At 51.9% G+C, this 12,590-nt stretch carries 14 protein-coding genes and 1 other annotated feature; of the genes, 1 reads left to right on the forward strand and 13 read right to left on the reverse strand.

Annotated elements, in window-relative coordinates; translation table 11 throughout:
• Positions 1–9: 9 nt before the first annotated feature.
• The 7 genes from pheS to VSX58_RS03545 all read right to left on the reverse strand — a co-directional run bounded on the left by pheS (position 10) and on the right by VSX58_RS03545 (position 5,243).
• Positions 10–993, reverse strand: a complete 984-nt coding sequence (pheS, locus tag VSX58_RS03515) for a phenylalanine--tRNA ligase subunit alpha (RefSeq protein WP_327616836.1) — start codon at positions 991–993, stop codon at positions 10–12.
• Between the two features lie 97 nt (positions 994–1,090).
• Positions 1,091–1,215 (reverse strand) — a sequence feature (Phe leader region).
• The gene (pheM, locus tag VSX58_RS03520; RefSeq protein WP_121626058.1) at positions 1,165–1,209 is read right to left on the reverse strand and encodes a pheST operon leader peptide PheM; all 45 of its coding nucleotides are present in this window, start codon (positions 1,207–1,209) and stop codon (positions 1,165–1,167) included. It overlaps the preceding feature by 45 nt.
• Positions 1,216–1,361: 146 nt before the next feature.
• Positions 1,362–1,718: a 50S ribosomal protein L20 gene (gene rplT / locus VSX58_RS03525; protein ID WP_327615996.1), complete on the reverse strand. Its 357-nt coding sequence runs from the start codon at positions 1,716–1,718 to the stop codon at positions 1,362–1,364.
• 43 nt (positions 1,719–1,761) lie between these two features.
• Entirely contained in the window at positions 1,762–1,959 is a 198-nt protein-coding gene (gene rpmI / locus VSX58_RS03530) for a 50S ribosomal protein L35 (RefSeq protein ID WP_048639028.1), read from the reverse strand.
• 98 nt (positions 1,960–2,057) lie between these two features.
• Complete coding sequence (infC, locus tag VSX58_RS03535; protein ID WP_072065893.1) at positions 2,058–2,600, reverse strand: translation initiation factor IF-3; 543 nt, start codon at positions 2,598–2,600, stop codon at positions 2,058–2,060.
• 3 nt (positions 2,601–2,603) lie between these two features.
• Positions 2,604–4,532, reverse strand: a complete 1,929-nt coding sequence (gene thrS / locus VSX58_RS03540; RefSeq protein WP_327616837.1) for a threonine--tRNA ligase — start codon at positions 4,530–4,532, stop codon at positions 2,604–2,606.
• A gap of 288 nt (positions 4,533–4,820) precedes the next feature.
• A complete protein-coding gene (locus VSX58_RS03545) occupies positions 4,821–5,243 on the reverse strand; it encodes a hypothetical protein (protein WP_327616838.1) in 423 nt (140 codons plus the stop codon).
• 236 nt (positions 5,244–5,479) lie between these two features.
• Here VSX58_RS03545 and VSX58_RS03550 point away from each other — a divergent pair, with 236 nt between their 5' ends.
• A complete protein-coding gene (locus tag VSX58_RS03550) occupies positions 5,480–5,914 on the forward strand; it encodes an FMN-binding protein (protein WP_327616839.1) in 435 nt (144 codons plus the stop codon).
• A 179-nt stretch (positions 5,915–6,093) separates the two neighbouring features.
• On the opposite strand, the gene VSX58_RS03555 is transcribed toward VSX58_RS03550, so the two are convergent.
• From VSX58_RS03555 to VSX58_RS03580, 6 genes are all read right to left on the reverse strand, one after another.
• Positions 6,094–6,360 (reverse strand): YebO family protein, encoded by a 267-nt coding sequence (locus VSX58_RS03555; protein ID WP_327616840.1) that lies wholly within the window; start codon positions 6,358–6,360, stop codon positions 6,094–6,096.
• Positions 6,361–6,561: 201 nt separating this feature from the next.
• Complete coding sequence (gene kdgR / locus VSX58_RS03560; RefSeq protein ID WP_327616841.1) at positions 6,562–7,353, reverse strand: DNA-binding transcriptional regulator KdgR; 792 nt, start codon at positions 7,351–7,353, stop codon at positions 6,562–6,564.
• Between the two features lie 182 nt (positions 7,354–7,535).
• Positions 7,536–8,417: a protease HtpX gene (gene htpX / locus VSX58_RS03565; RefSeq protein WP_327615990.1), complete on the reverse strand. Its 882-nt coding sequence runs from the start codon at positions 8,415–8,417 to the stop codon at positions 7,536–7,538.
• 285 nt (positions 8,418–8,702) lie between these two features.
• Positions 8,703–9,935, reverse strand: coding sequence for an L-lactate MFS transporter (locus tag VSX58_RS03570; RefSeq protein ID WP_327616842.1), 1,233 nt, complete (start codon positions 9,933–9,935; stop codon positions 8,703–8,705).
• Between the two features lie 166 nt (positions 9,936–10,101).
• Complete coding sequence (locus VSX58_RS03575; RefSeq protein WP_327616844.1) at positions 10,102–10,851, reverse strand: LytR/AlgR family response regulator transcription factor; 750 nt, start codon at positions 10,849–10,851, stop codon at positions 10,102–10,104.
• Positions 10,848–12,590 carry a sensor histidine kinase gene (locus VSX58_RS03580; RefSeq protein WP_327616845.1) on the reverse strand — a complete coding sequence of 581 codons (1,743 nt, stop codon included), beginning with the start codon at positions 12,588–12,590 and terminating at the stop codon, positions 10,848–10,850. The genes VSX58_RS03575 and VSX58_RS03580 overlap by 4 nt, the downstream gene beginning before the upstream one ends.

A 12,590-nucleotide genomic window follows, 5' to 3' on the forward strand; every position in this document is an offset into this window, starting at 1 on the left:
ATTCCCGCCTTACTTAAACTGTTTGAGGAAGCGTAAATCGTTTTCAAAAAACGCGCGCAGATCGGTCACGCCGTAGCGCAACATGGTCAACCGTTCCATACCCATGCCGAAGGCAAAACCGGAGTAGACTTCCGGGTCAATGCCCACGTTGCGCAGCACGTTGGGATGCACCATGCCGCAGCCCAGCACTTCCAGCCACTTGCCGTTTTTGCCCATCACATCGACTTCGGCCGAAGGCTCGGTAAACGGAAAATAGGAAGGACGGAAACGGACCTGAAGATCTTCTTCAAAAAAGTTACGCAGGAAATCATGCAAGGTTCCCTTCAAATTGGTAAAGCTGATGTTTTTATCCACAATCAGCCCCTCCATCTGATGGAACATCGGCGTATGCGTCTGGTCGTAATCATTACGGTATACCCGCCCCGGCGCGATGATGCGAATCGGCGGCTGCTGTGTTTCCATGGTGCGGATTTGCACGCCGGAGGTCTGGGTGCGCAGCAGGCGCGAGGCGTCGAACCAGAAGGTATCGTGATCGGCGCGCGCCGGGTGGTGTCCGGGAATATTCAGCGCGTCGAAGTTATGATAGTCATCCTCAATTTCCGGCCCCGTCGCCACGGAGAAGCCCAGCTCGCCGAAAAAGGTTTCGATGCGATCGATGGTGCGGGTGACCGGGTGCAGACCGCCGTTCTCAATAGTACGGCCCGGCAGGGACACATCGATGGTTTCTTCGGCCAGACGGGCGTTTAGCTCGGCGGATTCCAGCGCCTGCCTGCGCGCATTCAGCGCCTCCTGAACCTCTTGTTTAGCCTGATTAATCACCGCACCCGCGGCGGGACGCTCTTCAGCAGGCAGCTCGCGCAGCGTGGTCATCTGAAGGGTTAAGTGACCTTTTTTGCCGAGATATCCGACGCGCACGGTATCCAGCGCGGCGACGTCCTGGGCCTCTTCTATGGCTGTTCTGGCTTTGGCTACCAGTTCTGCGAGATGTGGCATTGCATTCCTCTTCTTCTGCCTGTATGGCCAACTGTCATGATGGAAAAATGTTACCCAAGAGCGCGATGCTCTCGCGTAGGGAAAATTATGCGCATTAAACAAAAAAGCCTCCCTGAGGGAGGCTTAGGCGCTACTTTTCGTTTCTTTTCTTACGCGCAAAGCCCCCTGAGTTCAGGCGCTAAAGTAAAAAAAGAAACGGAAAATAGCAGCGTGCATACTTGCGTTACCTTGTCGTCATCATAAAACGGGAAAACACCACTGCGTTATTGAAAGATGCGCCAGGCAAAATGTCAACAGTAATGCTAGTTAGCACAGCCGGTGCCGGGACAAAACTAAAAGAGGGAGCAACGCTCCCTCTTTCAACTGGCTTACGCCAGAGCCGATTTCGCTTTTTCGACCAGCGCGCTGAAGGCGACTTTGTCGAATACGGCGATATCAGCCAGAATCTTACGGTCAATTTCAACAGAGGCTTTTTTCAGGCCGTTGATGAATTTGCTGTAAGACAAGCCATTTTGACGGGCTGCTGCGTTGATACGTGCAATCCACAGCTGGCGGAACTGACGCTTACGTTGACGACGGTCGCGGTATGCGTACTGACCAGCTTTGATTACTGCCTGGAAGGCAACACGATAAACGCGCGAACGGGCACCGTAGTAGCCTTTCGCTTGTTTCAATACTTTTTTGTGACGTGCGCGAGCAACCACACCACGTTTTACGCGAGCCATATGCTCTCTCCTAAAGTCTTATTCTAAATTCAAAAAAGGGTGCTTATGCGTAAGGCAGACATGCGATAACCAGGCCCAGATCTCCTTTGGAGACCATGTCCTTCGGACGCAGATGACGTTTACGTTTAGTCGCTTTTTTGGTCAGAATATGACGCAGGTTAGCATGCTTACGCTTGAAACCGCCGCTGGCGGTTTTTTTGAAGCGTTTAGCGGCGCCACGTACTGTTTTAATCTTTGGCATGTTAATTTCCACTTCGCATTGTTAATTACAATGAATCAGATAAGGCGAACAAAACCCGCACGGCGCGAACGCGGCGCGGGTCCAGCTACTTGAATGCCTTACTGTTTCTTCTTAGGTGCGAGCACCATGATCATCTGGCGGCCTTCAATCTTCGATGGGAAGGATTCAACCACCGCCAGTTCACTCAGATCGTCACGAACGCGATTAAGCATTTCGATACCAATCTGTTGGTGCGCCATTTCACGACCGCGGAAACGCAGCGTGATTTTGGCTTTATCGCCATCTTCCAGAAAGCGAACCAGGTTGCGTAGTTTGACCTGATAGTCGCCATCATCGGTACCAGGCCGGAATTTGATTTCCTTGACCTGAATGACTTTTTGCTTCTTCTTCTGTTCCTTAGTGGCCTTACTCTTCTCATAGAGGAACTTGCCGTAATCCATGATTCGGCAAACCGGCGGCTCGGCGTTCGGACTGATTTCAACTAAATCAACACCTGCTTCCTCGGCTTTTTCTAATGCTTCGTTCAGACTTACAATGCCAAGTTGTTCGCCTTCGACGCCGGTCAGGCGTACCTCTTGCGCGCGAATTTCTCTGTTGATGCGATTAGGACGCGCCGGTTGAACTCGTTTTCCGCCTTTAATACCTTATTCCTCCAATTGATGAAGACTACGGCTGCGAATCTCTTGCTGCAGCTTACTGATGACTTCATTGACGTCTATGCTTCCCAAATCTTTGCCCTGGCGGGTGCGGACGGCAACTTTTCCCGCCTCGACCTCTTTATCGCCGCAGACCAGCATATAGGGAACACGCCGTAAAGTGTGCTCGCGGATTTTAAAGCCTATCTTCTCATTTCTCAAGTCTGCTTTTACGCGAATGCCCGCTTCTTGCAATTTTTTGGTCAATTCGCTGACATAATCAGACTGGCTATCGGTGATATTCATAACCACCGCTTGTACCGGGGCTAGCCAGGTTGGGAAGAAACCGGCGAACTCTTCGGTAAGGATACCGATGAAACGCTCCATCGATCCCAAAATGGCCCGGTGAATCATTACCGGCACCTGACGTTCGTTGCTTTCGCCGACATAAGAGGCGTTCAGACGACCCGGTAATGAAAAGTCGAGCTGCACCGTACCACACTGCCAGGCGCGATCCAAACAATCATGCAAAGTAAATTCAATCTTGGGACCGTAAAACGCCCCTTCGCCCGGCTGATATTCAAATTGAATACCGTTCTCCGTCAAGGCGGCGGCCAAATCTTCCTCGGCGCGATCCCAGGTTTCATCGCTGCCGATGCGTTTTTCCGGACGCGTGGAGAGTTTTACCGCGATCTTTTCAAAGCCGAAGGTGCCGTACATATCGTACACCATCTTGATGCAGCTATTGACCTCATCGCGAACCTGCTCTTCAGTACAGAAGATATGCGCATCGTCCTGCGTGAAGCCGCGCACGCGCATCAGGCCGTGCAGCGAGCCCGAAGGTTCGTTGCGGTGGCAGCTGCCGAACTCCGCCATACGCAGCGGCAGATCGCGGTAGGATTTCAATCCCTGATTGAAAATCTGTACGTGCCCCGGACAGTTCATCGGCTTGATGCAATACTCGCGGTTTTCCGACGAGGTGGTGAACATCGCGTCTTTGTAGTTATCCCAGTGTCCGGTTTTTTCCCACAGCACCCGGTCCATCATGAACGGGCCTTTCACTTCCTGATACTGGTACGCTTTTAACTTCATGCGTACGAAGGCTTCCAGCTCGCGGAAAATGGTCCAGCCGTCGTTGTGCCAGAACACCATGCCCGGCGCTTCTTCCTGCATATGGTACAAATCGAGCTGTTTACCGATCTTGCGGTGATCGCGCTTGGCCGCCTCTTCGATACGCTGCAGATAGGCGTTAAGCTGCTTTTTATCCGCCCATGCGGTGCCGTAGATACGCTGCAACATTTTATTTTTACTGTCGCCGCGCCAGTAGGCGCCTGAGGTTTTCTGCAGCTTGAAATGATGACAGAAGCGCATATTCGGCACGTGCGGACCGCGGCACATATCGATATATTCTTCATGATGATACAAGCCTGGGCGATCGTCATGACTGATATTTTCGTCGAGAATGGCTATTTTATAGGTTTCGCCGCGCGCGGAGAAAACGTCACGCGCTTCCTGCCAGCTGACTTTTTTCTTAATGACGTCATAATCTTTGCCGGCAAGCTCATGCATGCGCTTTTCAAGCAAATCGACATCTTCCTGGGTCAGGGTCCGATCGAGATCGACATCATAATAAAAACCGTTGTCAATCACCGGGCCGATGGCCATTTTGGTATCAGGCCATAACTGCTTAATCGCATGCCCCAGCAGGTGCGCGCAAGAGTGACGGATAATCTCCAGGCCGGCTTCATCTTTAGCGGTGATGATGGCTAATTGGGCATCGTTTTCAATCTTGTCGCCGGCATCCACCAGCTCGCCATTCACACGTCCGGCGATGCAGGCTTTTGCCAGTCCTGGTCCGATATCGAGAGCTACATCAAGGGGGGAAACGGCGTGGTCGTAATGACGCTGACTTCCATCAGGAAGAGTAATAACAGGCATTATAATTCCCTTATTTGCAGTGGTGACCCGCACGAAAGATCACATACAAAATATTTTTTCATTTAAATTCAATTTATTACCCATGCTATTCCTCTCTACTCTGCGGAATATGTACACATGGCGAGACATAAAATCAAGCATGCAGCCTGCGTGACATGGATAACGTCCCGGCAATAATACACCGTATAATGCCGGCGTTAAAGCAAAGCGGACAAGGTAATCAACGCGCGAAAGTCATTGATTCTCCCGGTATGACGCGCCACAAACCGCGCTGCGGAAAGCGGATATTTAGTTGAGTTTACTTTCTTGATCCGCGTTCATCGCTATCCGCGCGTATACGGACGCATACCCCATCAAGTCCTGTCTGGCGGCCAAAAATGAAGGATTCTGCGCATTGCGGAAAATCGTGTAATCGCCCTGAGGGTAGAAATCGCTGACAACGGTATGTCTGATCCCGCCGCTTTCATAGGTATAAATGTAGGTATATCGGTTATGGCTTTTTTCCCAACCTCTGCACCTTACGTTGGTATCGCCGTGCTTCTCCAAATAGTGGATCGACTCGATAACCTGCTTAACGGTAAATCCCCCCACGTCGTCGATACCGGATCTCAGAATAATTTTACTGTTCATCACGTTTTCAGGGGGCGTTTCTTCAAGACAGCCCGTCAGGAAGAGTGGGATAAGCAGCGTAAGAGCTATTTTTTTATACATGACAACGACCTAGATTGCTCGACGTTATAGCTCTATCGGTTGTTTCGGCTAAATCTTTAAGAATAGAGCCCGATTGCCACATGAAAAGTGTGGCAATGATTTAAATCTGTTAAATAGCCCGCTTTATTTAGGCGGACGCCGCGCTAATCTACCGATCGTTCCCTGCCGATGATTCGCTTATTAACACGACCGTTATCCCTAGATATCGTTGCCAATCCTTTTTAAGGAAATCACGTATGAAAACTAAGTTGTTGTCTATCATGCTGACGGGATTTTTCGCCGTTACCGTCTTTGCCGCCAACGATGCAATTAAAGATGGCACTTATAAGGCCGAGAGCGCCAAATTTGATGATCATGGCTGGAAACCTTTCCTGGAGCTGATTTACAAGGATGGGAAGATCACCGCGGTAAAATTCGACTACACCAGCGAAAAAGACGGGCGCCTGAAAACCTCGGATCAGGCATATGGAAAAAGCATGACCGCCGCGGCGGGCACGTCGCCGGAAATTTATACGGCAAAACTGGCCGAAAGCCTGGTGGCGAAACAAGATATTGCGGACGTCGACGGGGTGACCGGCGCCACTCACTCAACGGAAGACTTTAAAATACTGGCCAGCGCGGCGATGGAGAACGCGAAAACGGGTAATTTAGAGACCGCGAAAGTGGAATGATTGCGCTCGTCAGCCGCAAAGTGCAGCTATCCCGCCGGAGGCCAACACATGGGATAGTCTGCACTTACGCTACCGCAGCAGGGAAACCTGTGGCCGAGAACGACCTGATATCCTTTGGGCAAATACGCCTGGCGCAGCGCGCCGCCGGCATGAGCCTATTGCCTTACCGCCGGCGGAGACTAGCGCTCCGGGATAATGTTCTTCAAATCAAGCGCGACGTCGTCTTGCCCCGGCGACTTGTCGGCGCCCTGCGGGGTTGGTTTCGGCGCCAGCCTTTTCAAGAGTTCCAACTGCTGTTGCTGCTGTTCAACTATCTCGCGCAACAGTTTAATTTGCTCATTGGCCCTGACGCTCGCCCGGTTGATAAAAAACCAAACCAGCAATATCAGCAGCGCGACCAATGCGGCGAAAACAATTTCTAATGTATCCACACCTATTCCGTTCATAACAATCTGCCAAACGACAACTTACGAGAATCCATCTTAGCACCAAGCTCTGGGTAAGTTCGACAACCCCAGCCGTACCCGACGCATCCAGGCGCGCAAACCGCCGCCGGGAGCGATCTTCAACGCCGCCGGCGACGGCCAGGAGAGAGACGGGAACAAGCCCGCGATAAAAGGCCGCAACAGGCGTGTCAAAGTCCCTGCTCAGAACGGGTAGTCGTGATAGCCCATCTGTTCCGAGATGTTTCTGGCGGCGGTATGTAATATACCGACGTATTCGAGCTTGTTTGCCTCGGAAAAACGGATGGTCGGAAATGAAATGCTTAGGCCCGCGATAACGACCCCGAAGCGGTCGAAAACAGGAACGGCGATGCAGCGCAGCCCTTCTTCCTGTTCTTCGTTATCTTCGCCGTAGCCCTGCGCACGCACGATATCCAGTTGGGCCATCAGCGCGTCAAGCCCGCAGAGCGTATGCGGCGTACTGCGGGTGAACTCGATGTTTTCAAAGATTTCGTTCACCTCCTGGCGATCGCGCCAGGCCAACAGCACCTTACCGATGGCGGTACTGTATAGCGGATTACGGCGGCCGATACGGGAATACATGCGCAGGTTGTACATCGAGTCGATTTTATGGATATAGACAATGCTGTCTTCATCCAACGCGCCAAGGTGAATGGTTTCCCGCGTAAGAGCGGAAAGCTCCCGCATTTGAATATCGGCGCTGCGGATTAAATCGACGTTTTGCAGCGCTTTGGCGCCGAGTTCAAACAGTTTCAACGTCAGCGAATACTTTTCCGATTCCCCTTCCTGCGCCACATAGCCCAACGATTTCATCGTCTGCAAGAATCGATAAACGGTACTTTTAGACATCAGCACGCGCTGAGACAGTTCGGTAATGCCGATTTCGCGCTCTTCGCCCAATGCCTGCAGAATACCGAAAACTTTTAGCACGGATGACACGGAATCAGGCTGTTTATCTAAATCTGCAATCGCCATTTTTCTAGTTACCCTACTTGATTTTTCTTGTTTTAAAAAAATAGAACAGTGGTTTTAGTATAAAGGGAAGATTTTGATTATGGCAATATTTAAGCAGGAGAAGAGACGCATTCGGCATGGTTGCATACGACAAATACGACAAAGGCCCGTAACGGGCCTTTGAGGGGCGATAGCCAATTCGGTTATTTCAGGTAGGCGCCGGAGCGCAGCGCTTCGATTCGTTTGTCCAGCGGCGGATGCGACATAAACAATTCGCTGAACGACTTGGATTTACCATTGATGCAGAAAGCCATAATGCTGCCCTCTTCCTGCGGTTCATAGCTGGTCTTCAAGCGCTGCAAAGCCGCAATCATTTTTTCGCGCCCGACCAGTTTCGCCGACCCGGCGTCCGCATGGAACTCGCGATAGCGCGAGAACCACATGGTAATGATGCTGGCAAGAATACCGAACACCAGTTCCAGCACCGTCGCAACGGCGAAATAGATCATCGGGTTGCCATTGCTGCTTTCGCCCTCGTCGCGATTGCCGGACAGGAAACCGGAAGCAAGCTGGGCAAGAATACGGGAAATAAAGATGACAAAGGTGTTCACGATGCCCTGAATCAGCGTCATGGTCACCATATCGCCATTGGCGACGTGGCTGATTTCGTGCGCGATAACCGCTTCCGCCTCATCGCGGCTCATGTTTTGCAGCAGCCCGGTACTGACCGCAACCAGCGAGGCGTCACGACGGGCGCCCGTGGCGAATGCGTTGATATCCGGCGCATGGTAGATCGCCACCTGAGGCATGACGATGCCGACCTGCTGAGACTGCGAACGGACGGTTTCCAGCAGCCAACGTTCGGTTTCATTGCGTGGCTGCTCGATCACTTCACCACCGACAGATCGTAATGCCATCCATTTAGACATCAACAGCGAAACAAACGCGCCGCCGAAGCCAAACAGCCCAGCCATTATCATTAACCCCTGGACACTGCTGGATTGAATTCCCGTCAGGCTGAGAATCAGCCCGAAAACCAACATCACCGCCAGGTTGGTGATCAGGAAAAGCGCAATACGCATCATAGAAGTTTGATTTCCTCTCGCAGAAAAATAAAAGTTTGCAACGCTTACATCGTATGGGTTGCGATGACATTTTCAAGCATTCTTAACTTTTCAGTTACCAAATCAACATAACTTTACATTTTATAAGGAGAAATGCCGATTATACCGGCAGGTCGGCGACGGCGATTGATAACAAATCCATCACAGAAAGCGGCGGGGCAAACAACAAACGGGAGCGATAACGCCCCCGTTTGCATCAAGCTGATTGACAACGGCGGGACGGCGATGACGGGAGACGTTCGCCCATCAGCTTTGCGCATGAGCCATTGCGGCGTTCGCGCTATTTACAGAGCAGGCGCGCGGCTGTTTCGGCGGTTTTATCCACAGGGCGATCAGCAGTGACGCCGCCGACATAATGACGATCGCCATAAAGGTCGCCTGGAAACCGCCCAATTGCGTGGCGATAAACGAACCGGACAACGCGCCGATGCCGAATCCCTGATAAATCACGCCATAGTTTTTACTGTGATTTTTCAGGCCGAAGAAGTCGCCCACGATTGCCGGGAATACGGTAATGTTGCCGCCGAAGCAGAAGGCGATCGCGCTCACGCAGACAAAGAACAGGAGCGGATTGAGCGGCAGGAAAGTCATAACGGACACCGCGACCGTGGTCACCAGCAGGGTAAAGGATATTACGCGCAGGCGGCCGATATTGTCCGACATGGCGCCAAGAACAATGCGTCCCAGCGTATTGAATACCGCGATCGCAGAAACCGCGTTGGCCGCCGTCTCCATACTCATGCCGGCCATCTGAACGCCGATATCTTTTACCACGCCGATCAGATACAGACCGCTCATGCAGGCGGTAAAAAAGATGACAAACAACAGGTACGACTCTTTCGTCGCCAGCATCTCCCGCAGTGAAAAGTCGTAAACGCGCCCCTGCGCGGACGGCATACGCGCTGCCGCGCTCGCATCGGGCTCCTTCAGCAGCGCGCTGCCGGCGAGGATCATCGCCATCACGATAACGCCCCAGTAGAAGAACGCCGCCGAAACGCCGACCTCAGCGATCAGAAAATGATTAACATACTTGAATAACAGACTGCCCGTACCAAAGGCGCCGACGGAAACGCCGGCGATTAAGCCTTTACGCTCGGGAAACCACTTAATCAGGTTGGACAGCGTGGTGATATATGCGGTGCCATCGGCGAAACCGACCACCACGCCCATCAGAAGATAGACCAGCGTCAGCGATGACGCGCCGGCGCTGGCCATCAGGCCCAACCCCAACGCGATGCCGGCGAACAAAGTCAAACGGCGAATACCGATACGCTCCTGCAATTTGCCGGCAAACAGCGTCGCCACGGCCAGACTGAAACTGGTAATGGAAAACGTGGTGGACACGGAGCTCAGCGACCAGCCGAACTTATCAACCAGAGGCTGATTGAATAGGCTCCAGGTATAAATCGTACCCAGCCCCATTTGCGTAATGATGGTGCCTAAAACAATTAAACTTCGATTTGCTGATTTCGCCTTCATGGGTTTTCCCCTGCGTCAGAAGTCTGGCTAAAAATATAAGCTGACGCGATGGGAAATATATCGCCGCAAACACCGTCAGCCTATGGGCTGAAGCCAGTATACAAGCGGGCTGACAGTGGTTGTTTAAATAGGGAATGAGATGCCTGAAATGCGGAATGAAATGCCGCTAAAGACGCATCAACGACCTAAACTCTTTTATCTTGCTGCGGCTCACCGGCACCTCGAAGTCCAGATCGTTAAGACGCAGGATATAGGTATTGTTGAACCAGGGAACAATTTCGCGGATTTTGGTCAGGTTTACGCAGTAAGAACGGTGACAGCGGAAGAAATACTCCTCCGGCAAACGGTTGCAGAATTCGGTGATATTCATCGGCATGACGAACTCCTCGCGCCGAGTATATACCAGGGTGACTTTCTCCTGCGCCGCCGCGTAATAGATATTGTTAATATCCGTTACGATAATGCGCTCGTCCTTCACCAGATTGATGGTTTGCTGCGTGTTGCGCTGCGCGCCGGCGCCGTTTCCCGGCTCGGCGACCGGCAGCGACTGTCTCTGCCGCCAGAGCGCTTCCAGCTTATTCAGCATCGTCACGATACGCGACTCGTGATAAGGCTTGAGGATATAGTCGAAGGCCTCGACTTCAAAAGCTTCGACCGCATGCTCCTTATACGCGGTAATAAAAATGATATAAGGCTTATGGGCGAATTTACTGATATTTTGCGCCAGGCAAACCCCATCCAGCGATGGGATATTGATATCGAGAAAGATGGCGTCGACTTCGTTATGTTGCAGATATTTTAATACATCAAGTCCGTCGTCGAAGGTCGCCTCAATACTGATATTGCTGTGCGCCTTGATAAGGTAGCTCAACTCTTGCTGAGCCAGGAATTCATCCTCAACAATTATCGCTTTCACTGCCCTTCTCCTGACTGCATGATTCCAGCGCTCAATTTATCCGGCGAACCCTCCGCTTGCGAAGTCGTCGGCTGTTTACTGTGCCGGGGAATATAGAAGTAGATCTCCGTGCCCGGCTCCAGCCGCCGGATGTGTAGCCCTTCGCCATATAATAAACGCACCCGGTGATGAACATTCAGCAGGCCGATCTTATTGCCCGGCACTTCGTTTCTCGCCACCCGATCGATGGTTTCCTGACCGATCCCGTGTCCGGTGTCTTTCACGGCGACCAGTAATTTGTCGCCCAAATCTTTCACCGATACCACCACCGTGCCTTTGCCTCTACAGGGTTGAATGCCATGAACGATGGCGTTCTCCACCAGCGGCTGAATCAGCAAACTGGGAATTCTATAAGAAAGGTCGTCATCAATATCGTAGATAACGGTTAATTTGGCGCCGAAACGCGCCTGCTCAATAGCGATATAGTCGCGGATTTGATAGAGCTCTTTCTTTATATCAATCAGCGAATCGTCGTTAAGCTCAAGGTTATAGCGCAGGTAGCGCGACAAATTGATCACCAGTTGGCGGGCGGTATCCGGATTAATACGAATCGAGGAAGAGATGGCATTCAGCGCATTAAACAGAAAATGAGGATTAATTTTGCTCTGCAACGCCCGCAACTCCGCCTTGTTGGCCATATCGCGCAGCTGTTCCGTGCGCGAAACCTCAATCTGCGTTGACATAATCTGTGATAGCCCCACGGCCATCACCCGAAGCGAATAGGTAATTTTATGCGCGTGACAATAGTAGATCTTTAGCGTGCCGGTCACCTGCCCGTGCTCCCATAAAGGAATTACGATCATGGAGTGAATCTGCGGCGTCAGGTGCTGTTCATCATTATTTTTAATAATGATTTTGCCGTCATTGATCGCCTTCTGCGTCATGGGGCTAATAATATCGTGCCCGACATTGTATTTCTCTTCGCCAACGCCGACATAGGCTAGAATACGTCGCGTATTGGTAATCGCCACCGCATCCGCATTAATTTCCGTGCGGATGATATTGCAGATGGTCGTCAGGGAATCGCTGTTGATATTACGAAAATAGGGCAACGTTTTGTGGGCGATATCCAGCGCCAGCTTAGCCTGCCTGGCGGCGATCACTTCCTTTTCATTGGCGACGCTTTGCACCAGTAAAACTATCAGCCCGATGCACACCGTGCCCAGAATCATCGGCGTGGCAATTTTGGAAACGATATCGAGCCCTAATTCGATCGGCTTCGCCCAGGCCACCACCAGCAGCATCGTGAGCGATTCACACAGCATGCCGCCCAGAATCCCCACGCTCCACTGCTGCTCTTTTTTGACCTTCAGATTAATGTAACCGGCCATGACGCCGGCAATCACGCTGGTAATCAGACAGGGAACGGAGCTAATGCCGCCGATATCGATTAAATAACGGTGAATCCCGGCGATCGCGCCGGTGGCGATGCCGACCCACGGGCCAAACAAGATGCCGCCCGACATCACCGCAATCACGCGCACATTGACCAGAGAGCCTTCGACGTTGATGCCTGAGTAGGTGCCGAACAGCGCGAACAGTGAAAAAATGGCCGTGACCATAATGCGCTCTCTGACCGAGTGCTGCTCCTTTTGCAGCAACTGACGAAACTGACGCGTCCTGGTGAGGAAAAACAGACAGATCAGCATCAGCGCCGCGCGGTCGAACACCGCCAATAGCATCTCAAATATTTCGTGCAC

Source organism: Brenneria populi (assembly GCF_036016195.1).
In the GTDB taxonomy this organism is placed as follows: Bacteria; Pseudomonadota; Gammaproteobacteria; order Enterobacterales; family Enterobacteriaceae; genus Brenneria; species Brenneria populi.